Consider the following 21,113-nt stretch of genomic DNA (forward strand, 5'->3'; position numbering starts at 1 on the left):
TGAAGATTCTTATCTTCAGCTGTTTCATAAATATTTACTGAAAAGAAAGATAGATAACGATGTCCGAGGAACGTTCTGGTTGGGTTGTGTTAAAATTTGGTGGTACAAGTGTTTCAACGTTGGAGAACTGGCAAAAAATTGTTTCTGTAGTAAGAAAACGCAGGGAGGAAGGGTTTAAAGTATGTTTAGTCCATTCGGCCTTGAGTGGGGTATCGAATATTCTTCAGGATATTGTTGAACAGCCCGACGAAAATGATTTGATGCAAAAAGTTGAGCAGGTAAAACAAAAGCATATCGATTTAGGAAAAACGCTTGGCATTGATACTGTTGATTTGCTTGCAAATGATTTTGAAGAGTTGGGACATATTGTAAAGGGTATTGAACTTATTGGAGAAGCGGGATACCGTGTTCATGCCCGTCTGTTGGCGATGGGAGAGCTGATGGCTACGAAGCTTGGTACGGCTTACCTGCAGAAAGAATTGGATGAAGCACTATGGCTGGATGCGAGAAATTATATCAAAACGATTATCCGAAAAAATACTACCGAGCGTTCTCAGATCATTTCAGCGGTAAGTACGACTGATTATGACCAAAATACCGCTGATGCCTTAGACAAGGCAGGTCCAGTTATTGTCACCCAGGGATTTATCGGGAGTGATTCCGAAGATAAAACAGTTGTTCTGGGCCGCGGTGGATCGGATGTATCGGCAGCCTATTTTGCTGCAAAAATTGGCGCAGAACGCTTAGAGATATGGACGGATGTGCCGGGCATGTTTTCGGTGAATCCCCATGCCGTACCTTCGGCGCGACTTTTAAATCACCTTAGTTACGAAGAGGCGCAAGAAATTGCAACAAATGGTGCTCACGTATTGCATCCGCGGAGTATAATGCCGGCGCGTAAACACCAAATCCCAATTCATGTACGTTGTACACAAAAACCAGAACTATCGGGTACTGTTATCTCTGCTGAGGCATCGGAGGATGAAGCATTAGTGAAAGCTATTGCTGTGCGCAGTGATGTGATCTTGGTGAGCATGGAATCGCTGGGTATGTGGCAAGAGGTTGGTTTTTTGGCTGATGCCTTTGATGTATTCAAGCATTTTGGGTTATCCATTGATTTGGTTTCAACTTCCCAGTCAAATGTTACGGTTTCTCTTGATCCGGGGTTAAATGATCACTTCCAGGATATCCGGGATGAATTTGTGGAGGATCTGAGGCGTTACTGCGCGGTAGAAGTTATTGAGGATGTGTCAGCAGTAAGTTTACTGGGACGTCGTATTAGAACTATTTTACATCAGTTAGGGTCAGCTTTTGAAGCATTTCAAGAGCACCAAGTGTACTTGGTTAGCCAAGCTGCAAATGATCTCAACTTTACATTTGTGGTTGAAAGTGAACAAGTTGACCGACTGGTTCGCAAGCTACACGAGCAGGTGATATTACAGTCTGGAAACCAAAAGTCATTTGGTCCCACTTGGTCTCAGTTAATGAATGAAGAAAGTGAGTCGAAGGATGACGGTGAAGCATGGTGGAAAGATAAGCGGGGGGAATTGCTGACTCTTATGGAGGGTAACGGATCTATGTATATTTATGATACCGACACGGTGAAACGGTATGCAGAGCTTATCCAAAATATTGATGCTGTATCGTTTGGGCTTTATGCGATGAAAGCAAATGCCAATACAGATATTTTAAAAACGTTTCACGAATTAGGTTTTGGATTCGAGTGCGTATCAATAGGAGAGGTAGAGAAGGTTTTTGAATTATTTCCTGATTTTGATCCTCAAAAAATATTGTTTACCCCGAACTTTGCGCCGAAGTCGGAGTATGAGAAAGGTATGGAGCTGGGGGTAAATGTTACGCTTGATAATATTTATCCACTGCAGAAGTGGCCTAAAATATTTAAGGATAAAGAGGTATTTTTACGGATAGACCCCGGACATGGAGGTGGTCATCATGAGCACGTTAAAACCGGAGGGGTACAATCCAAATTTGGAATACCACGCTTTGAAATTCCGGAACTAAAAGAACTTATTGCGACTCATAATATTCAGGTGAAAGGGTTACATGCTCATATTGGGAGTGGCATTAAAGACCCACAGTCGTGGAAAGATGTAGCTGTTATTTTGCATAATGTAGCTGAAGATCTTGGAGGCGTTGATATTCTTGATTTGGGAGGAGGATTTGGAATCAGGGAAAATGAGACACAGGCCGGATTGGATATGAAATCTGTGAACGAATCACTGAATCAATTTAAAGAAGCACATCCACAGTATGATCTGTGGGTAGAACCGGGCCGGTTTTTGGTGGCTACCGCCGGGGTGTTGTTAAGTAAGGTAACGCAGCTAAAAGGAAAAGGGGAGATGCAGTATGTAGGTATCGAAACGGGAATGAATTCGTTTATTCGCCCCGCTCTTTATGGGGCCCGGCATACCATAGTTAATTTATCTAAGCTCGATCATCCTGCCAACCAAACGGTAAATATCGTTGGCCCTATTTGTGAATCGGGTGATAAATTGGGTATCGACCGGTTGTTTCCAAGTTCTGAGGAGGGCGATGTTATCTTGGTTGCAAATACTGGTGCGTATGGTAAGGTGATGAGCTCGAATTATAATCTACGGGCACCGGCAGAAGAATACGTGCTTAACTAAAAGTCGGTTTTAATGATTACAAAGTAACGGCGCGGGGGATTCGGTGCAGTTTCCCAGACCAATTCATCATTATACCAAATACGTTCGGCAACGGACCCACGGCCCTCGTTATATCCTTGCACTCGCAGCGTATCAAAATCATCGCGATGATTTTCGATGATGGTCCGGGATTCTCCGTCAATAAACTCTCGGTTGGGAAATATACGAAGGGCATAGCGATCGGATTCCTCATCGGTATAAAACGAGTATTGATTATTTTCTACCTCAACTAATTCAAATGCTTCTGTTTCTTCATTTTTTTGCAGATAATAAATGTTAAAAACCGAGAAATATTCGGGATTCAGTACATCTTTTCCTTGCTCATCAACATAACTAATACTTACATCCATCGAAGGGGGAGAGATATAGTTCGCCTCTCCGCCTATATCACAGCCACTACCTGCTAAAAGGAGAGCAAAAAAGAATATAGAGTGGCATACTTTCATCATATCAGGAAGTATAATATTATCATCAGTCATTAATTAGATTATATAACTTTACGACATAAATCAATATGAAATAAAGTTTGTCCAATGATTGACTTTGGAGGAAAATACCATGAATTTTACGGGCGTTTGAAATGTTATGGTAATACAATAAAAAGACAAGAAAAGCGTTTATTGTAACCTATAGTTCTTTCACATTTTGGGGGTGTAATGGATTCGACGGAGTGAGTAGAATCGCAGGCTGCATGCCGAGATTTTGCGATGATCTCGTAAATAATCATCATGCAATTAAATGTAGTTGACAACAACTATTCTTATAGCTTAGCTGCGTAACGCAGCTAAGCCGTTCCTTCAGCTTCTTGCCTGTCAGTGCTGAATGGAGCGCCGATTATGACAGGATAGCGTACGGCCTGCTGACTGTCGGACGTACGTAAAACTTTAACAGTCTAGTCTGAAGTTGCCTGTTGCCGGGCGATGCTTCAGGCGAATGATAAACGGCAACTATGCATGTAGATGCTTGAACGATATACCATTTCGGACCGGGGTTCGATTCCCCGCACCTCCACTTCCCAAGTCTAACCTGTAATAGGGTTAGACTTTTTTATTTTGGGGATATTTTGCAACCAATACAAGCTGAAAGATTGTTTATTTCTATTCGATCGGTTAAAAATTATGTTCTAAATATGATATATAACTTGTCCCGAAAACACATAAATTGTTGATTTAATCCCTTTTTTGATAAACTCACTGTTGTAGTTTATCTGATTAATTTTTTTTGCAATGTATGTTTGATGGCATTCATATCTTTAGTCAGAGTTTTATAATTCAGGGAGATTTAACAGTCGTAGGGATAAACTTTACCATAGTGAATTTATAGTTGCTATTCTTCATTCTTTATCCCTTCCTTTATACCCTACATCATAACATCATTAACTATAAATATTATCGGTAATGAGCTATCGCATGCTGGAGCTAATTGCTCCACCTGATACAGCTAAAGAGGCGCGAAAAATTGTGGAAGACCAAAATGTACTTGGCGTCTGGACAGATACCTTGGAAGATGGATGTTCAATTCTACGTGTGCTGGTGGATGTGAATAGAATTGAAGCACTATCTGATACATTAACGGAGAAGTTTTCTCATGTTGATGGATTCAGAATCATGCTCTTTGAAGTACAGGCTACGCTACCCCAGCCCCAAGAGAGTGAAGAAGAGTCAGATGATCAAGAAGAGGAAGCGTCAGAAAAGAAATCTGCCGGCCGCATTAGTAGGGAAGAGCTTTATACTGATGTCTCAGGAGGTGGAGAGTTAAACATAGTATATATTGGGTTGGTCTTGTTATCGACCCTTGTAGCTGGGGTAGGTCTTGTTAGGGGAGATGTGGCCGTTATTATTGGTGCCATGGTGATTGCTCCCTTGTTGGGCCCCAATGTAGCTATGGCATTATCAGTAACGTTAGGTGACCTCGATTTGGGATGGAAAGCGTTAAAGACCAATGCCATTGGGTTAGGAGTATCGCTTGCGTTGGCCATTGTAATGGGAGTTATTATGAATGTTGATTTAGAGTCCCAGCAAATTATAAATAAGACGAATGTGAATATTGGAGATATAACCATTGCCTTGGCAGCCGGAAGTGCAGGAGTGCTTGCTTATACACGTGGGGTACCGGCAGCCATTGTAGGGGTAATGGTAGCTGTAGCCCTGTTGCCTCCGCTGGTTAATGTGGGATTGTTACTGGGGGCAGGACATACCGGACTGGCAGTTGGATCAATTATTTTAACGATAACTAATTTAATATGTATCAACCTTGCAGGGATCGTTACATTTCTTGTCCAAGGTATACAGCCTCGAAGCTGGTGGGAGGTTGAGAAAGCTAAAAAAGCTACCCGTACCGCTATTGGAATATGGGTAGCGTTGTTGGTGATTCTGGCAATTATTATCTGGTATTGGAATTTGTCGCTGAATCCACTTTAAACAAACTGTCCTACAGATGCCGGTTTGTGGAGCATCCAACCGGTGATACTTTTCCGGGGGATCTGAGTGAGCAGTACTTCGTGGGGAACGGTATCACTTTTAAACATGACCAGTCTTTTTGCACAAGGCTCTATAAGGGATTCTGTCCCATCAGCTTGGTATATTTTTAATTCCCCGCCGTTACCTGGTTGCCAGTTTTCATTGAGATAGATCAGCATAGAAATAACGCGATTGGCCTTGCCATGAAATTGATCAACGTGCTTATCATAATGAGTGTTGGGCGGATACAGGGCAAAGTGAAACTCGTAATCTGAGAGGCTCAAGAATAATTGTTGTCTCAGGTTTGCCATTACCTCATCAAACAAGATAAAAAGTTCATTTACTGCTGAATCTTGCCGACGATCGAGCCAATAAATAAAGTCACCACGGACCGAAGATTCAACTTGCCGGTTTTTGTCCGATCCGATAGCAGCTTTAGAGAATTTACTTTCATCAAGCCTTTCTTGAAAATAGCACTGAACCTTTTCAAAAAGATGATCCGAAATGAAATTATCGACTACCAAGTAGTCGTCGGTGGCCAATTGGCTCATCCATGTATTCCATTTTTCATCGGAGTGGTACTTTGTTACTTCTGTTGATTTCATAGTCATATGTGTTTGGTTAAGAGGTAAGAAGATACACACAATCCCAAAACGAAACCCTTAAAATTTATTTAGAATATCTTTTGCAATCATGTTAAGGCCAAACATCTTATAAAAATATTTAACCAATAGGTTGAATATTTGGTTTTTCTTCTTATATTTAACCGAACGGTTTAATATTAATAGTTGGATAAAATGCTTGATTCAACATTACATGCTTTAGCGGATAGCACACGGCGTGATATTTTGTTGCGCTTGGCTGATCAAGAACGGTCGGTTAATGAGATTGCCAAGCCGTATGAAATGTCGTTAGCGGCAGTATCAAAACATTTGAAGGTGCTTGAGCGTGCTGATTTGATTGTGAAAAGAAAGGAGGGGCGTAGTTATTTGTGTCGGATGAATTACGAGCCACTAACCGAGGTATCAGACCTAATTAAAACATATCGCAAATTTTGGGAGGATCGGTTCGATGAATTGGAGCAATTTCTTGATGAAAACAAAACTAAAGACGGAAAAGATGGATAAAGTATAAGAGAAAAACACTTGTTGAACGGGTAATTGATGTTTCTGTCAAAGAAATTTTTAAAGAAAGCCAAACTCAATGATCGTTTTGGGTCATTAATTTATATCAGGAGGTGAAATGGAAGGGCACGAGAAAGGATAGAATGAACTGCTTGAAAATCTTAATAAACCTGTAACTACAAATAATGGGTGCTTATTATGGCAAAGGATGAATCAACACTAACAGTAAAGCGTATTATTGATGCTGATCCGGAGACTCTTTTTGAAGCATTAACTAATCAAAAAATTATGGAACAGTGGTTTTTTGCTTCGACCGAAAATGGTTGGTCGGCTTCAATAGAAAATAATCCCCAAGAAGGAGGGAGTTTTAAGGTAGATATGCATGGTCCCGATGATACCTATCCACACAAAGGGGTTTACAAAGAGATTGTTCCAAATAAAAAGATCGTGTTTACGTGGAACTCTCATCTTGTTACGGATACGGTGGTGACAATCACTTTAAGTCAGGTAGGTGGGGGCACGGAAGTGAAGCTCCATCATGAGTTTATGCCAAGTAAAGAGATTGCCGAAAAACATACGCAGGGTTGGACGGCAATCCTTGAAAATTTGGATCAAGTTGTTGTGGGATAATCTGTAATAAGCCGTGAGGGTAGATAGAGAAGATAGTTCATAAATGGCGTGCTGTTTCAATTGGAGAAAAACAATAAAAAATAAAAAGCCCAGTCCAAGATAGGATTGGGCTTTTTAAATCGCGATAGATAATTATTGTTACTCTGTTTCTTTTTCTGGAACAATGGATATTTTATCCAGAGAAAGACCACTCATGATGGAATCATAATTGGTGACGTCTTTAGGAATGATGACATCATTTTTGTCGCTGGCAAGTTTAGAAAGCTGACTAATATATTGCTCGGCCAAACGCATCTGCATGGCTTCTTTTCCTTTTTCCTGGGATAATGCATCGGCAATTTCTTCAATAGAAATAGCCGTAGCTTCTGCGATAGACTCAATTTCCTGGGCTACCCCTTCAGCTTCATTAATCTGCCGCTGCATTTCACCTTCCGATTTGTTAATGATTTCCTCTTTTTCACCTTCAGCATCATTAATGGTCGACTGCATAATTCCTTCCGATTTCGCAATAGTCGCGCGACGTTCGCGTTCGGCCGTCATCTGTCGTTCCATTGCGTTCTGGATGGTTTTAGGTGTATAGATGTTTTTAATCTCATATCGCAGCACGCGAATGCCCCATGCTTGTTCCATTTCGCTAAGTACATCAACAACCTCTTTGTTGATGATTGCACGATCTTCGAAGGTATCATCCAAGTCCATCGTACCAATAATGGAACGCGTAGTGGTCTGAGCCAGCTGAACGGCTGCAAAACGATAGTTGGTGACGCCATAGCTGGCATTTACGGGATCAATTACGGCCAGATAAATCACGCCATCAACTTCGACTTTTACATTATCTTTAGTAAAACATTCCTGTGGTTCAACCTCGATCGTTTCTTCCCGCAGATCCTGCTTATATTTAACCTTGTCGAAAAAGGGGACGAGCGCATGAAAGCCGGGGCCGAGTGTTTTGTGATAATTGCCAAGTCGCTCAACAATATAAGCCCGTTGAGTGGGTACAAGTTGAATCGACTGAATAAATTTAAAAAGTATGTAAATACTTAAAAGTCCAAGTACACCTTGACTAATTGGTTCTATCATTGTTGGGCCCCCGTTGTAGTGTTTGATGAAGTTGGTTGTGTACTGTCGCTTACTTTACCGACGCCTTCAAAAAAGGTTTTAAGGTTTGCTGTTTCTGTTGGCAGTACTGATACATTTGATCGTTCGATCACATTACCCAGTTGATCAATAAACTGCTCAATAAGTTGTGTTTTAACAGCCAGATCTCCTCCCGGTTTAGCAATGGCTTGGGATACGCGTTTTATGCCTTTGGAAGTGGCCTTGGCAATGAGTTCAATCTCTTTGGCTTTTCCTTTAGCTTCATTGATTCGCTTTTGTCGTTGAGCCTCAGAAAGTAGAATAGCTTCCTGTCGCTCTCCCTGTGATTCATTGATTTTATAATCACGGGTACCGGTAGAGGTCGTAATTTCGGCGCGTTTATCGCGTTCGGCCTCCATCTGTTTTTCGAGTGTGTGAATTAAATTATCCGAGGGACGAATATTACGAATTTCGTATCGTAGCACTTTAATACCCCATGGATCGGAGGCCTTATCAATTTCGCGGACAATATTTTCATTCATCTGTTCGCGCTCAGAAAACGTATCATCCAGCGTAATTTTACCAATTTCACTTCGCATAGTAGTTTGCGCCAGGTTAATGGCTGCTAACTTGTAATTGCCAATGCCATAGCTGGCTTTATAGGCGTCCATTACTTTGACATAAACAAGTCCATCGACTTCAACTTCAATATTGTCTTTGGTGATACAAGTTTGACTGGGCACATCAATGACTTGCTCGCGCATTTCTTGGCGATAAGCTGCCCGATCCACAAAAGGAATTAAAAAGTGCAGGCCGGGTTTAAGAGTCTTAATGTATTTTCCGAGTCGCTCTTGGATAACTTCTTCTCGCATCTCTACAATGATAAACACTTTTGTAAAGATGAAGAGGCCCAAGGCTATAATAATGAGTATGGTCGTCCACATGATGATTATATTTTAAAGTTATAAATAAGTATTTGCTTGGTTTTTGGCCTGATGATGAATCAGCAGGCCAAGAAAATTCTTGGAGCTCGCTTTAAGAGAGCTTTTTTCATAAAGGTTTAGTCCATGGATTCCCCATGGATAATTGAGCTCATTCTTCAATTTCGTCGATAGGTTCAACGATCCAGGTCACATTATCCCGGTAGCGTATTTTGGCTTTTGTCCCTGCGGGAATCTTTCCTTCCAGTGTTCGTGCTTGCCAGGAAATCCCTTGAAAACGGATACGCCCAGAATTGTCATTGGGATTGACCTCATCAACGACATCTACAATTTGATCCATGGCTTCCACATCTTCATTGGCCAGTTTATAGCTGCTTTCGCCTCCCCAATATTTCATTAACAAAGGCCGCATAGCCAAAATGAGAGCGACCGATGTAAAAAGCCAGGTAATAATAGAGGTGGCAGGATCTTCCAAAATCCCAAGCCAACGTAAAGTTCCAACAAAAAGCCCACTTACGCCCAGGAAAAATGATACGCCTCCCGGAATTAAGGTTTCAATGATCATTAATACAATACCACCGATAAAGAAAATGGTGGTGAGAGTCTCCGCATCCATCTCAATAATATTTAGCTTTAATTTTTTTGCATTATAGCTAAAATTTGAATTGAGACAAACCGTGATTTAGAAAAGAAAAGTAATTTTTTAAATGTTCTTCAGTTACAAAAAAATGGGCAATCCCCTGTATGGGAATTGCCCTAACGATGGTAATAGATAACCCTAAAAATATATGGTTACTTAATCGTCATTATCGTCGTCGTTATCACCATCGTCATCTTGTTCGACGTCAAATGAATTTTCAATGTTTTCTTTAATTTGTTCATAATTAGCTGGATCGTTGGGATCTAAATCGTTGCCCGAAGAATCTGTAAACCAGCCGGATGGATCAATATTAATGGCAATAGAAGGGGAGGAGTCGTCATTTATTTCGAACGGAGGATTGAATTCCAGTTCGATTTCGAAATCTTCATCAGATTGGTAGGTAAATTCCTCACCATTATAGATGCCTTTAATTACGACGGTATATCCATCGTCCTCATCTCCTGATTCATTTATGAAATCCGGATCATTAACATTGGTATCATCGTCGTGTTCAATTTCCATTTCAAACTCATCATATACGCCAGCGGGTACATTCCCAGATGTTAAGTTAAACTCACTACCATCGAGTGGTAGGTTGACGACCAAGTCATCAACTTCGAAATCGAGTGAATCGTCATCAGCGGTACTTTCCAGCTCAAGTTCTTCTACCAGTAGTTTTACTTCTGTTAATGAGTCGACTGATTGTGTGGTAGGAGAATAGGAAAACTGTTTGGCGGATGAATTATTTGAGTTGTCTATCTTCATTTTAACGGTTACCTGCTGTTCACCGCCGGAATTAGAATCGGAGGTATCGCAGCTAATGGTAGCTACAAATAGGGCGATTATTAATAAATAGGATGATAATTGTTTAAAAGACTTCATGATGCGACTTCGTGATAATTAGTTTGGGATAATTATTTATTTGTTTAGCTACTTTGTATTCAGATCAGCCGGAGGTGTTCCCTACATATTTTATCGCAAAAAGTATTAATAAATATTAATGGAACTTCTTGCTTAAAGGGGAGTCTGTTTTGTAACAAAGGAAGAGTAAAGCACTCTTGAATTCCAAATAGATGATTCAAGAAATTATTTTAGAAGACGGCTTATATGAAATCAAAGAAAGTATTAATTGTTGAAGATGAGATGATTATTGCTATGCTCATAGAACGCATGGTGAAAAATCTTGGTCATGAGGTATTAGGTAAAGTATCTACAGGACAGGATGCCATCGATGTGGCATTGGGGCAACATCCAGATCTGATTTTAATGGATATTCGCTTAAAGGGAGCGATTGATGGCATTGAAGCTATACAAAAAATTCAGGAGAAGGTATCAATGCCCGTGATATATATATCGGGCAATACTGATCTGGCTCATCAAAAAAAGATGGAGAGTACTAAATATCTCGACTTTTTATCGAAGCCAATAACCCAATCTGATTTAAGTAAGTCATTTAAGGTGGCTTCTTAATTGATGTAATTATATAGCAAGGAAAGGTTCATGGGGGGTATGGACTGTTTTAGGAGAAATGCTCAAAGCGTTCTAAGCTATGGAACAAAAAATGCTTGTTCGTTTTATAACTGATTGAACTCTAATCAAGAAAAGTATTTCGATGAAGAAATTATTATTACTTCCTATTATTGTATTTTTATTTGCCCCATCAATATCTCAGGCACAGCAGGCTTCATCCGATGCAACCATTAAAAATACCCTTGGTATTGGTCCTCGGTTAGGGTATTACAAAGCTAATGATGCTGATAATGGCAATTTTTATATTGGTGCGCAGTCGCGAGTTCGACTGGGATCTGTCATTGGTTTAGAGGGTTCCGTAGAGTATCGTGCGGCTCAGGAATATTCTATTGGCGGACAAACGCTGGAAACAAAGTTAGTACCTGTGACAGCTTCAGCACTTATGTTTTTGCCAGTGAGCAAAAACTTTGCTCCGTATGGAATTGCTGGATTAGGAGCTTATTATACTATATATGACTATGATGGTGTATTTGATGATGTGGATAACGAGTTTAATTTTGGTTATCACCTTGGCTTTGGAGTGGAATTTCCTATCAACCAAAATGCAGCTCTCAACTTTGACTACCGTTATCTGTTTCTAAATCCCGATGACAATGAGATGAGTACCGAAAATGCCAATTATAATGGTAATGTCTTTACAGCTGGACTGATGTTTTATCTATAAAAGTTCATTAAATTATTGTATGAAAGGCCCGTTTTAAAAGGCGGGTCTTTTTTTATTTTCGGGATTTATTTCATTTAAAAAATGCTTGTAATTTTGGCAGAACATTTACAAGTTCATAGCCGTTTAAATTAGATCTAAATAACGTATTACAAGTAGCAGTATGCCGGAGATTAAGCTCCCCGAAGTTGAACTCAATATTTACACTCCTAAAGATCCTGTAGAAGTTCCTATCGTTGAAAACAGGATTTGCACAAAAGAAAGTAGTCCCAATTTTGTCCGCCATGTCACATTCGATATTTCAGGTACAGATCTCGAGGGACATGTACGGGTAGGGCAGTCTATTGGAATTTTACCTCCTGGTAAAAATGAAAAGGGGCGTGATTATAAATTACGGTTATATTCAATTTCTTCTCCCACCAAAGGCGAGGAGGGCAAGCCCAACCTTATTTCAACAACGGTTAAGCGAACCATCGAAGAGTTCGATAATAATGAACTCTATTTGGGAGTGTGCTCAAACTATTTGGCAGATTTACAGCCTGGTGATATGGTTAAGATGACAGGGCCCAGCGGCCGGAGGTTTTTACTACCCGAGAATGCTCACGATTTTAACTACGTTTTTTTTGCAACCGGTACCGGTATTGCTCCATATCGTGGAATGATTAAGGAGCTACTCGATCAGGGATTTGAAAACGAAATTGTATTGGTTTTTGGATGTGCTTATCGTACTGATCTGCTGTATGCTGATTATTTTGAGTCGTTGGATGAGGAATATGACAACTTCCACTACTTACCTCGTGTGTCGCGCGAAGATCGGCGTACTGATGGGTCAAAAAAGTATGTCCAAACTGCGCTTTGGGATGATGCAGAGCTACTTGATCCTATCATGGAGCAAGATAATACACTCATGTATATTTGTGGACTGAAGGGGATGGAACGTGGAATCTATCCTGCATTGGCTAAAAAGGGGCTGGCAGAATATTTGGATGTACGAGAGCCGGCATCAGGTAAAACGCCCGAAGAATGGGATGAGCGAGATCTAAAAAGATATGTTAAACCTTCCTCAAGGACATTTGTTGAAGTTTATTGATATTGCCCAAAGAGTCTTTTTAAATCCTTCATCAGGGTTGGATTGAGGATATAGGATAGTTCTCGATTAAGCATTTCTGCGACTTTTTCTTTATCGTCGGGATTTTGCAACTCTGGGGTGATGCCTAAAAGGCCCGGATTAAGAGCAAATCGTTTGTAAAAATCAGAAAGTTCTTTATTCCATTTATTACACCACTTTTCGGGATAAGAACAGGGGCCAACCAAATTTAGTTTACCTTCCACCGAATTGATTTTTATGTCTGACTTATGATATGCGTCTTTTGGCAAAGGTTTACCCATTTATATTTATACAAAAGTAATTTGAAGATTTATTTTTCGTAAAATTGATCTACAAACGTTTTTTTGATATCCGTTAAAGATGTTATCGGTGCAACGATAGGATGCATAAATTAGTTTATAGCTGGCGAATGATTTTGCAGGCTGATGTTATGAAATATTGGTAACTCCTCCAGATACCACATATTTCATCACGTCGGTCGAGTTGTGGTCAATAGGGGTTACATTTTCAGCGGGAACTAAGTACAAGTTGCCGGAAAAGTTATATGAATGAGGACAATAGACAGCAACGGTGTCCTCAATTCCAAGAGCGCTGAGATCTTTCTGCGTTACAAATCCGATGCGTTTGGCCTCAACGCCACCAAAATCAATAAGAACAGGTTTATTGAATCGTTTTTTATCACCGACAAAAGCTTCGGTAAGTTCCTTAAGCGAGGTATAGATAATTTTTATGAAAGGCACTTTTTTTAGAAAGCGCTCAAAATAGGTAACAATAGGACGAGTAATAGCTCGTGAAAAAATATACCCAACTACAGTAATTCCAACGAAGACTGTAATCAATCCCAAACCGGGAATATCGAGATTAAGCCATTCAAAAAGGAGGTCATTAAAAAAGTTGTTCGACCATCTTGCTGCCGAGAAGATAATATATATGGTGGCAGTAATGGGAAAAACAAGTAATAATCCCCGTAAGAAATTGTTAATTATAGGTCGCATAACAAGAAAATTTTTTTGGGTAGCTGATTGATGATGTTGCGTAATCTATGGTAGTAAAACGATGGGTGCAACAGAGCAATTTTTCAGGTTGGTATTTAAGATGAGTTCAACAGGATTTTTTGCTATTTTCAACGATCTAATGAATCTGTAATTAAGTTAAGTCAAAACTGATGTCCCACAAGAGTTCTGCACAAATACGCGAGGAGTTTCTGGATTTCTTTAAGGAAAAAGACCATGCTATTGTTTCGAGTGCTCCAGTTGTTCCTCAAAATGATCCCACGCTATTGTTTACTAATGCGGGGATGAATCAGTTTAAACCCATATTTATGGGAGAACAGTCGGGGTATGATAAGGATGGAGAAACCTGGCAGCGGGTGGTTGATAGTCAGCGGTGTATTCGCGTAAGTGGTAAGCATAATGATCTGGAAGAAGTGGGGTATGATACCTATCACCACACGTTGTTTGAGATGCTCGGAAACTGGTCGTTTGGGGACTACTTTAAACGCGAAGCTATCCGCTATGCCTGGGAGTTACTCGTCGATAAGTGGGGTCTGGAACCTGACCGCTTGTATGCTACGGTTTTTGAAGGGGATGAGAGCGACGGTTTGCCGGTAGATCAGGAGTCTATAGAGTTGTGGAAAGAAGAAACGTCGATTAACCCAGATCACATCTTGAAGTTTGATAAGAAAGATAACTTTTGGGAAATGGGAGATACCGGTCCATGTGGTCCGTGCTCCGAAGTACATGTGGATATTCGCCCTGATGAAGAACGTGCTAAAAAAGATGGTGCCGAACTCGTAAATATGGACGATCCCCGGGTGATGGAGATTTGGAATCTGGTGTTTATCCAGTTCAATCGTCAACCCGACAGTACGCTCGAAAAGCTGCCTGCTCAACACGTTGATACGGGTATGGGCTTTGAGCGTATTTGTGCTGTACTTCAGGATAAGAAATCGAATTACGATACCGACCTTTTTACGCCACTGCTCGACAAAATCGGGGAGCTGGCCGATGTTTCGTATGGGGATGATGACGAGATTGATATTGCCATGCGGGTAATTGCCGATCACATTCGTGCGGTCAGTTTTTCTATTGCGGATGGGGCATCGCCCGGCAACGACGGACGAGGATATGTGATCCGACGTATTTTACGACGTGCTATTCGCTATGGTTGGGATAAGCTGGATTTGAAAAAGCCGTTTTTCTACAAGTTGGTTCCAGTGCTGGCCGAACAGTTTAAGGAGGTGTTTCCGGTGCTTGTTAACCAACAGGATTACGTGCAGAATGTAATTCAATCCGAAGAAAAGAGCTTTTTAAATACGTTAGGACAAGGCATTGAGCTTTTTGAGGAGATGATCGAAGGCAAGGATAAATTGCCTGGTGAGGATGCCTTTAAGCTGCACGATACGTATGGATTTCCTATCGATTTAACACAGCTGATGGCACGTGAGCGTGGTGTTGAAGTTGATGTGAGTGGGTTTGAAAAACGAATGAAAGAGCAGAAAGAACGTGCTCGTGCCGCTGGACAGTTTAGTGTAGATCAGTCATCCCCAAAGGAATGGATTCCAGTTTCTGATACCGATGACTTTGAGTTTGTAGGATACGATTCATTGTCAACCTGGAGTAATATTAAAGCTATGCGTAAAGATGGCGACCAGGGAGCTATTATTCTTGACCAAACCCCTTTTTATGCCGAAAGTGGTGGACAGGTGGCCGACACGGGTATCATCAGTAATGGTGATGACCATCTGCGTGTGCTGGGGGTACAGCAATCTCCAGATGGATATATCCATTTCGTAAACCATCTGCCCGAAGATCCCAGTGGAGAATGGGAGGCTATGGTGGATGGTGAGCGACGCAAGGAAATCCGTAAGCATCACTCGGCCACGCACTTGGTACATGCCGCTTTAAAGCAGGTGCTCGGTGACCACGTGCAGCAGAAAGGTTCTCTCGTGGATGAAAATCATCTGCGATTTGACTTTTCGCACTATGAGCAGATTACGGATAAAGAGCTCAATAAGATTGAAGAAATTGTAAACGATCGGATTCAGCAGAATATCTCCAAGCAGGAAGAACGTGAAGTACCTATCGATGAAGCTAAGGAACGTGGCGCAACGATGTTGTTTGGTGAAAAATATGGCGATAAAGTTCGCATAATTTCCTTCGATCCCGAATATTCAATGGAGCTTTGTGGTGGTACACACGTCGATGCTACTGGTGAAATTGGCTATTTTCGGTTTACGAGCGAATCATCTGCAGCAGCGGGCATCCGGCGTATCGAAGCAAAGGTTGGCCAGAGTGTGGATGAATATTTAAGAAGTGAGAGCGAACTGATTCAGAATATTCGCTCTGAAATTGGTCAGAGTCAGGATTTAGTGCGCGATATTCATCAGCTTATTGAAGAACGTAAAGAGCTTGAAAAAGAGCTGGAAGAACTGCGTAAGCAGCAAAGTGCTTCACGGTTAGATAACTTAATCCAATCGGGAACTGAAATTAATGGTGGGGTCAGGCTGGTATCTGGAGAAATACCTCATGCTGATATGGATCTGTTGAAGCAGCTGGGATATGAGTCGCTCGATAAACAGAAAGAAAATACGATCACTATACTTGGAGCAAAAGATTCTGAGGAAGGAAAAGTATATGTAATGGCGGCGGTGACCAAAGATCTTATCGAAGGAAAAGATCTTAAAGCCGGCGCGCTGGTCGGTGAACTTGGACAGATGCTCGGTGGTGGCGGCGGCGGTCAGCCGAACTTAGCTACAGCCGGTGGACGAAAGCCTGAAAAATTGAAAGAGATGTTCGATAAACTACCTTCAATAATCGGCAAACATTTAGATTAAAGCCGAACCTGTAATCTTCCATAATTTTAGGTATATTTTCTGACCCTATTTTAAGGAATTTGAACTGAAAACGTTGTAACAGCTAATCTGCTGTAAAAAGATATTATGGCCAAAAAGAAAAAGAACGCAGAAGAAGTTTCGTTTACTCCAACGGGCACGGGTATTCGCACAAACGGAGAAATTATCCGCAGTACGGAGCTACCCGATCCCACAGACAAGAATCATGATGATTTAGGACTATCAGACGATGATGTCGTCGATATGTTTGAGCAAATGTATTTGCAGCGCCGATTCGAAGAGCGTGCTATGCAGATGTATCAGAAAGGGAAATTTGGTGGATTCCTTCACCTCTACATGGGACAGGAAGCGATTTCGACCGGAACAACTTATGCCTTAAATGCTGACGACGATATTATTACTGCTTATCGTGATCACGGATGGGGACTTGTTCGTGGCGTATCGCCCAAAGAGGGGATGGCTGAACTTTATGGCAAAGTGACCGGCTGCTCGAAAGGTAAAGGGGGCTCGATGCACTTTGCCAATGTTGATGAACATTTTTGGGGCGGTTATGGTATTGTAGGCGGACATATTCCCCTTGGCGGTGGAATTGCCTTTGCCAATAAATATAAGCAGAATGGACGTGTTACTGCTTGTTTCTTGGGTGACGGTGCGGTACCACAGGGTGCGTTGCACGAGACATTGAATATGAGTCAAAATTGGGGACTGCCTTGCATTTATGCGGTAGAAAATAACGGGTATGCAATGGGTACTGCTGTTCACCGTCATTCTACTGGTGAAATCGTGGATCGTGCTGATGGCTTTGATATGAAGAAGATGGTCATTAATGGCATGGACGTACTTACGGTCTATGAAAAGATGAAAGAAATTGCCGAGGATGTCCGCGAAAATTCTGAGCCGTGGTTTGTAGAAATTCGCACCTATCGCTATCGCGGCCATTCCATGTCAGATCCCATGAAATATCGTAGCAAGGAAGAGCTTGAAGAATATGAGAAGCTTGATCCGGTGGAGCGTATTAAGAACTATCTGTTGGATGAAGATATTATCGATGACGATAAAGTCGAAGAAATTAAAGACAGTGTGGAAGACACAGTGATGGAAGCGATTGACTTTGCTGAAGAGAGTGACTTCCCCGAAAAAGAAGCACTCTATGACCACATGTTTGCGGAAGATGATTATCCTTTCCATACATAATTTTTGATTTCTGATAAATTACGAATCGACAATTTTTGAAATAACTAATTAAAAATGGCTGAGTTACAATTCAGAGAAGCAATCCGGGCTGCAATAGATGAAGAAATGGGCCAGGATGAAGATATTTTTGTAATGGGTGAAGAAGTCGCCGAATACGACGGAGCCTATAAGGTAACCGAAGGTCTGCTCGATAAATACGGATCGAAACGTATGATTGATACGCCTATCTCGGAACTGGGTTTTGCCGGCATTGGTGTAGGGGCGGCGATGAATGGTCTGCGCCCAATTGTAGAATTTATGACGTTTAATTTTGCGGTGTTGGCCGCTGACCAAATTATTAATCACGCATCCAAAGTACGGTATATGACCGGTGGACAGGTGGAGATTCCGATTGTTTTTCGTGGTCCCAACGCATCAGCAGGCCAGCTAAGTGCAACCCACTCGGTTTCTTATGATGCAATGTATGCTCATTTTCCTGGACTAAAAGTAATTTATACCTCCGAACCTGCTGATGCTAAGGGATTGTTGAAGTCTGCAATTCGTGATGACAATCCGGTATTGTTTATGGAGTCGGAGCAGATGTATGGCCTGAAAGGAGAAGTGCCTGAAGAAGATGATTTTACCATCCCCATAGGAAAAGCCAAGGTGAAGCGCGAAGGCAGTGACGTAACGGTGGTAGCGCATGGAAAGATGTATCATGTTGCAACGCAAGCTGCTGAACAGTTGGCGAAAGAAGATGTGGATGTAGAAATTATTGATCCTCGGACGGTTAAGCCATTGGATATGGAAACGATTGTGAAATCCATCCGCAAAACCAATCGCTGCGTAATTGTGGATGAAGCACATCCGTTTGGCGGGCTTGCGGCTGAAGTTGGATATTTGATCCAGCGCGAGGCTTTTGATTACCTGGATGCGCCGGTTCAACGGGTAACGCTTCCGGATACAAATGCCCCCTTTGCAAAGAATTTGTTTGATGAGTGGTTGCCCAGTCCGGATCAGGTGATTGATGCTGTGAATACCGTTACTTATCGCAAGTAATACCTCGTGTCATTCTGTCCTGAAAGCTTTCGGGATTAGAATCTTGAAGAACTAACTTAAATAAGATCCTGAACTGAATTCAGGATGACACTGATTTTTAAATTGATTTGTTGAATAAAATTACAACCAGTTAATAATTTAAATTTAACTACTATGGCAGTTAAGGTTGAAATGCCCAAGCTAAGCGATACGATGGAAGAAGGCGTGATCGCTGCGTGGAATGTTGAAGAAGGAGATAGTGTCGAATCCGGCGATGTGATTGCTGAGGTGGAAACCGATAAGGCGACAATGGAAGTTGAGGTTTTTGATGCCGGAACGATTCTCAAAATTTTAGTAGAGGAAGGAGATGCTGTACCGCTCGGTGGTTTGATTGCCGTAATTGGTGAAGAAGGAGAAGATATCAGCGATATCCTGGAAGAAGCAAAATCTGCGGGTGGATCTTCTGAAGATACGGCTGATAAAGAAAAATCTGAGGATTCTGCTGAATCTATGGGTGATGAAAAGGAAGAGAGTTTTGATCCGGTCTTTGGAGACCTTGATGAGAAAGAAAATGGTCAGTCTGATGACGGACGGATTAAAGCTTCTCCATTAGCTCGTAATATGGCTGAAGAGCAAGGCATTAATCTTGCGAATGTAGAGGGTAGCGGTCCACATGGACGTATTATTAAACGAGATATCGAAAGCTATGAGCCTTCAAAAGCTCCGGCCGCTGCGCCTGCAGCTACGGTATCGCGCGAAGATAAAGAACATCGCGTATCACAAATGCGTAAGACGATTGCTCGCAGACTTTCTGAAAGTAAGTTTAGCAGCCCACATTTTTATGAAACAATTGATATCGATATGAGTGCGGTTTGGGATGCGCGCAAGCAGTTAAACGAAATTAGTGAAAGCAAGATTAGCTTTAATGATATTGTTGTTAAAGCATGTGCTACTGCATTACGACAGCATCCGCAGGTGAATAGCTCATGGCATGGTGACAAGATTGTTGAGCATGGTGATGTAAATGTGGCCGTTGCTGTGGGGATTGACGAAGGATTGCTTACACCGGTGATTGATAATACCGACCAGAAAGGCTTGCAGCAGATTGCAGCTGAGAGTAAAACTCTTATTGAAAAAGCCCAAAACCGTGATTTACAGCCCGAAGAAATGGAAGGCAGTACCTTTACGGTTAGTAATTTAGGAATGTTTGGTATTGAGGAGTTTACTGCTATTATCAATCCACCTAATGCATGTATTCTCGCTGTGGGGGCTATTCGTGAAGTACCCGTGGTTGAGGATGGAGAAATAGTGCCTGGCAAGCGAATGAAGGTTACGCTTTCGAGTGATCATCGTATCGTAGATGGTGTTGTTGCCGCTAAATTTTTGAATACGCTTAAGAGTATGCTTGAAAATCCATTGGGATTAGTGCTCTAAGCTATTTTAAAATCCAATTTTTAAAGCCCTGAATCGAGAGGTTCAGGGCTTTTATATTTTATGTTGTCTCTTGCAACTCTTTACTGTTAGTATTTTTTACCCCGCCTAAAAACAGTTGATACAACGAATTTAATAAGTTGTAGAAGAGCATTTCTGAGCATTTTCATACGAATAATCTTTTTTATCAGGAATGGTGATATTTCTAATAAATGTAAAATGCCCTCAGTAACCTGATAAAGGCGATTATTAACAAATCTACGCAGTCTTTAATATTAAAATTTTCTAATATTAAAATATTTTAATATTATGGATGTAGATTCAATCACCAACAGAGAGTAAAGTGGTTAAACATGTTTTCATATCAATTCTTTTCCTGATAGGATTTTTTGCTACACCTTCCTACGGACAAAATACTGCCCAGGCAACGATGCGTGTTAGTGTTACGGTGGTGAGTGGGGCCAGTGTAGAAGCGAAAATGTCTCCAATTGTTTGGTTCTCGGGCCGCCATAATGCTGAAATAGGGGCTATAAATCTACAAGGAATTGAAAAAGGGGAGGCGCTGATAAAAAGTTCTGATCAGATTGTTTTAACGGATGGCAGTGGACATCAAGTAAAAATGGATATTGTCAGCAGAGAGCAAGGTCAGTTAGGTAAAAATAGTATCCAGTTTGTTGGTAAGAAGTCTTCAGAAATGATGAGTAGTGTTTACCGAGGAGAAATGACGACATCTATTGAGTATTTTTAAAAAAATGTCATGG

20 protein-coding genes and 1 other RNA gene are annotated in these 21,113 nt (G+C 41.3%); 13 read left to right on the forward strand and 8 right to left on the reverse strand.

Translation table 11 applies throughout. From position 1 onward, the window contains the following. The first annotated feature begins 59 nt into the window (after nucleotides 1-59). Nucleotides 60-2,648: a bifunctional aspartate kinase/diaminopimelate decarboxylase gene (locus AAFH98_RS08485; RefSeq protein ID WP_342522273.1), complete on the forward strand. Its 2,589-nt coding sequence runs from the start codon at nucleotides 60-62 to the stop codon at nucleotides 2,646-2,648. Here AAFH98_RS08485 and AAFH98_RS08490 read toward each other — a convergent pair. Next, nucleotides 2,645-3,166 carry a hypothetical protein gene (locus AAFH98_RS08490; RefSeq protein ID WP_342522274.1) on the reverse strand — a complete coding sequence of 174 codons (522 nt, stop codon included), beginning with the start codon at nucleotides 3,164-3,166 and terminating at the stop codon, nucleotides 2,645-2,647. The two genes, AAFH98_RS08485 and AAFH98_RS08490, sit on opposite strands and share 4 nt — an antisense overlap. A gap of 168 nt (nucleotides 3,167-3,334) precedes the next feature. On the opposite strand from AAFH98_RS08490, the gene ssrA reads away from it, so the two are divergent. Together ssrA and AAFH98_RS08500 are read left to right on the forward strand one after the other, a co-directional pair. After that, nucleotides 3,335-3,701, forward strand: a transfer-messenger RNA (tmRNA) gene (ssrA, locus tag AAFH98_RS08495). Nucleotides 3,702-4,084: 383 nt separating this feature from the next. Continuing rightward, complete coding sequence (locus AAFH98_RS08500) at nucleotides 4,085-5,107, forward strand: TIGR00341 family protein (RefSeq protein WP_342522275.1); 1,023 nt, start codon at nucleotides 4,085-4,087, stop codon at nucleotides 5,105-5,107. On the opposite strand, the gene AAFH98_RS08505 is transcribed toward AAFH98_RS08500, so the two are convergent. Beyond that, nucleotides 5,104-5,751 carry a 2OG-Fe(II) oxygenase gene (locus AAFH98_RS08505; RefSeq protein ID WP_342522276.1) on the reverse strand — a complete coding sequence of 216 codons (648 nt, stop codon included), beginning with the start codon at nucleotides 5,749-5,751 and terminating at the stop codon, nucleotides 5,104-5,106. The two genes, AAFH98_RS08500 and AAFH98_RS08505, sit on opposite strands and share 4 nt — an antisense overlap. Before the next feature lie 192 nt (nucleotides 5,752-5,943). Between AAFH98_RS08505 and AAFH98_RS08510 the strand changes: the two genes are divergently transcribed. Both AAFH98_RS08510 and AAFH98_RS08515 read left to right on the forward strand, forming a co-directional pair. Beyond that, the gene (locus AAFH98_RS08510) at nucleotides 5,944-6,273 is read left to right on the forward strand and encodes an ArsR/SmtB family transcription factor (protein ID WP_342522277.1); all 330 of its coding nucleotides are present in this window, start codon (nucleotides 5,944-5,946) and stop codon (nucleotides 6,271-6,273) included. Between the two features lie 195 nt (nucleotides 6,274-6,468). Then, nucleotides 6,469-6,900 (forward strand): SRPBCC family protein, encoded by a 432-nt coding sequence (locus AAFH98_RS08515; RefSeq protein ID WP_342522278.1) that lies wholly within the window; start codon nucleotides 6,469-6,471, stop codon nucleotides 6,898-6,900. Nucleotides 6,901-7,038: 138 nt separating this feature from the next. Here the strand turns inward: AAFH98_RS08515 and AAFH98_RS08520 are convergent, their stop codons facing one another. From AAFH98_RS08520 to AAFH98_RS08535, 4 genes are all read right to left on the reverse strand, one after another. Beyond that, nucleotides 7,039-7,980: an SPFH domain-containing protein gene (locus AAFH98_RS08520; RefSeq protein WP_342522279.1), complete on the reverse strand. Its 942-nt coding sequence runs from the start codon at nucleotides 7,978-7,980 to the stop codon at nucleotides 7,039-7,041. Beyond that, nucleotides 7,977-8,921, reverse strand: a complete 945-nt coding sequence (locus AAFH98_RS08525; protein WP_342522280.1) for an SPFH domain-containing protein — start codon at nucleotides 8,919-8,921, stop codon at nucleotides 7,977-7,979. Before AAFH98_RS08525 ends, AAFH98_RS08520 begins: the two co-directional genes overlap by 4 nt. Before the next feature lie 148 nt (nucleotides 8,922-9,069). Then, nucleotides 9,070-9,534 carry an NfeD family protein gene (locus AAFH98_RS08530; protein WP_342522281.1) on the reverse strand — a complete coding sequence of 155 codons (465 nt, stop codon included), beginning with the start codon at nucleotides 9,532-9,534 and terminating at the stop codon, nucleotides 9,070-9,072. Between the two features lie 180 nt (nucleotides 9,535-9,714). Next, the gene (locus tag AAFH98_RS08535) at nucleotides 9,715-10,440 is read right to left on the reverse strand and encodes a hypothetical protein (RefSeq protein ID WP_342522282.1); all 726 of its coding nucleotides are present in this window, start codon (nucleotides 10,438-10,440) and stop codon (nucleotides 9,715-9,717) included. 225 nt (nucleotides 10,441-10,665) lie between these two features. Here AAFH98_RS08535 and AAFH98_RS08540 point away from each other — a divergent pair, with 225 nt between their 5' ends. From AAFH98_RS08540 to AAFH98_RS08550, 3 genes are all read left to right on the forward strand, one after another. Beyond that, a complete protein-coding gene (locus AAFH98_RS08540) occupies nucleotides 10,666-11,028 on the forward strand; it encodes a response regulator (protein WP_342522283.1) in 363 nt (120 codons plus the stop codon). A 142-nt stretch (nucleotides 11,029-11,170) separates the two neighbouring features. Further along, nucleotides 11,171-11,752 carry a porin family protein gene (locus AAFH98_RS08545; protein WP_342522284.1) on the forward strand — a complete coding sequence of 194 codons (582 nt, stop codon included), beginning with the start codon at nucleotides 11,171-11,173 and terminating at the stop codon, nucleotides 11,750-11,752. Nucleotides 11,753-11,912: 160 nt separating this feature from the next. Next, a complete protein-coding gene (locus AAFH98_RS08550) occupies nucleotides 11,913-12,839 on the forward strand; it encodes a ferredoxin reductase domain-containing protein (RefSeq protein WP_342522285.1) in 927 nt (308 codons plus the stop codon). Here the strand turns inward: AAFH98_RS08550 and AAFH98_RS08555 are convergent. After that, complete coding sequence (locus AAFH98_RS08555) at nucleotides 12,833-13,126, reverse strand: hypothetical protein (RefSeq protein WP_342522286.1); 294 nt, start codon at nucleotides 13,124-13,126, stop codon at nucleotides 12,833-12,835. The two genes, AAFH98_RS08550 and AAFH98_RS08555, sit on opposite strands and share 7 nt — an antisense overlap. Before the next feature lie 159 nt (nucleotides 13,127-13,285). Further along, nucleotides 13,286-13,852 (reverse strand): DUF502 domain-containing protein, encoded by a 567-nt coding sequence (locus AAFH98_RS08560; protein WP_342522287.1) that lies wholly within the window; start codon nucleotides 13,850-13,852, stop codon nucleotides 13,286-13,288. A gap of 170 nt (nucleotides 13,853-14,022) precedes the next feature. Between AAFH98_RS08560 and alaS the strand changes: the two genes are divergently transcribed. From alaS to AAFH98_RS08585, 5 genes are all read left to right on the forward strand, one after another. Continuing rightward, complete coding sequence (gene alaS / locus AAFH98_RS08565; protein WP_342522288.1) at nucleotides 14,023-16,692, forward strand: alanine--tRNA ligase; 2,670 nt, start codon at nucleotides 14,023-14,025, stop codon at nucleotides 16,690-16,692. Nucleotides 16,693-16,797: 105 nt separating this feature from the next. After that, nucleotides 16,798-17,904: a pyruvate dehydrogenase (acetyl-transferring) E1 component subunit alpha gene (gene pdhA / locus AAFH98_RS08570; protein WP_342522289.1), complete on the forward strand. Its 1,107-nt coding sequence runs from the start codon at nucleotides 16,798-16,800 to the stop codon at nucleotides 17,902-17,904. A 54-nt stretch (nucleotides 17,905-17,958) separates the two neighbouring features. Continuing rightward, nucleotides 17,959-18,942 (forward strand): pyruvate dehydrogenase complex E1 component subunit beta, encoded by a 984-nt coding sequence (locus AAFH98_RS08575; RefSeq protein WP_342522290.1) that lies wholly within the window; start codon nucleotides 17,959-17,961, stop codon nucleotides 18,940-18,942. 153 nt (nucleotides 18,943-19,095) lie between these two features. Then, nucleotides 19,096-20,355 carry a pyruvate dehydrogenase complex dihydrolipoamide acetyltransferase gene (locus AAFH98_RS08580; RefSeq protein ID WP_342522291.1) on the forward strand — a complete coding sequence of 420 codons (1,260 nt, stop codon included), beginning with the start codon at nucleotides 19,096-19,098 and terminating at the stop codon, nucleotides 20,353-20,355. Nucleotides 20,356-20,695: 340 nt separating this feature from the next. Continuing rightward, on the forward strand, nucleotides 20,696-21,100 hold the full coding sequence (locus AAFH98_RS08585; RefSeq protein WP_342522292.1) for a hypothetical protein: 405 nt from the start codon (nucleotides 20,696-20,698) through the stop codon (nucleotides 21,098-21,100). Nucleotides 21,101-21,113: the final 13 nt, after the last annotated feature.

The sequence above is a fragment of the Fodinibius sp. Rm-B-1B1-1 genome (assembly GCF_038594945.1).
In the GTDB taxonomy this organism is placed as follows: Bacteria; Bacteroidota; Rhodothermia; order Balneolales; family Balneolaceae; genus Fodinibius; species Fodinibius alkaliphilus.

What these genes read in the sequence shown, in the direction of transcription:
- AAFH98_RS08560 (WP_342522287.1), bottom strand. Translation starts at nt 13,852, where the DNA reads ATGCGACCTATAATTAACAATTTCTTACGGGGATTATTACTTGTTTTT.
- AAFH98_RS08515 (WP_342522278.1), top strand. Translation starts at nt 6,469, where the DNA reads ATGGCAAAGGATGAATCAACACTAACAGTAAAGCGTATTATTGATGCT.
- AAFH98_RS08520 (WP_342522279.1), bottom strand. Translation starts at nt 7,980, where the DNA reads ATGATAGAACCAATTAGTCAAGGTGTACTTGGACTTTTAAGTATTTAC.
- AAFH98_RS08550 (WP_342522285.1), top strand. Translation starts at nt 11,913, where the DNA reads ATGCCGGAGATTAAGCTCCCCGAAGTTGAACTCAATATTTACACTCCT.
- AAFH98_RS08535 (WP_342522282.1), bottom strand. Translation starts at nt 10,440, where the DNA reads ATGAAGTCTTTTAAACAATTATCATCCTATTTATTAATAATCGCCCTA.
- pdhA (WP_342522289.1), top strand. Translation starts at nt 16,798, where the DNA reads ATGGCCAAAAAGAAAAAGAACGCAGAAGAAGTTTCGTTTACTCCAACG.
- AAFH98_RS08575 (WP_342522290.1), top strand. Translation starts at nt 17,959, where the DNA reads ATGGCTGAGTTACAATTCAGAGAAGCAATCCGGGCTGCAATAGATGAA.
- AAFH98_RS08580 (WP_342522291.1), top strand. Translation starts at nt 19,096, where the DNA reads ATGGCAGTTAAGGTTGAAATGCCCAAGCTAAGCGATACGATGGAAGAA.
- AAFH98_RS08505 (WP_342522276.1), bottom strand. Translation starts at nt 5,751, where the DNA reads ATGAAATCAACAGAAGTAACAAAGTACCACTCCGATGAAAAATGGAAT.
- AAFH98_RS08530 (WP_342522281.1), bottom strand. Translation starts at nt 9,534, where the DNA reads ATGGATGCGGAGACTCTCACCACCATTTTCTTTATCGGTGGTATTGTA.
- alaS (WP_342522288.1), top strand. Translation starts at nt 14,023, where the DNA reads ATGTCCCACAAGAGTTCTGCACAAATACGCGAGGAGTTTCTGGATTTC.
- AAFH98_RS08510 (WP_342522277.1), top strand. Translation starts at nt 5,944, where the DNA reads ATGCTTGATTCAACATTACATGCTTTAGCGGATAGCACACGGCGTGAT.
- AAFH98_RS08545 (WP_342522284.1), top strand. Translation starts at nt 11,171, where the DNA reads ATGAAGAAATTATTATTACTTCCTATTATTGTATTTTTATTTGCCCCA.
- AAFH98_RS08490 (WP_342522274.1), bottom strand. Translation starts at nt 3,166, where the DNA reads ATGACTGATGATAATATTATACTTCCTGATATGATGAAAGTATGCCAC.
- AAFH98_RS08525 (WP_342522280.1), bottom strand. Translation starts at nt 8,921, where the DNA reads ATGTGGACGACCATACTCATTATTATAGCCTTGGGCCTCTTCATCTTT.
- AAFH98_RS08540 (WP_342522283.1), top strand. Translation starts at nt 10,666, where the DNA reads ATGAAATCAAAGAAAGTATTAATTGTTGAAGATGAGATGATTATTGCT.
- AAFH98_RS08500 (WP_342522275.1), top strand. Translation starts at nt 4,085, where the DNA reads ATGAGCTATCGCATGCTGGAGCTAATTGCTCCACCTGATACAGCTAAA.
- AAFH98_RS08485 (WP_342522273.1), top strand. Translation starts at nt 60, where the DNA reads ATGTCCGAGGAACGTTCTGGTTGGGTTGTGTTAAAATTTGGTGGTACA.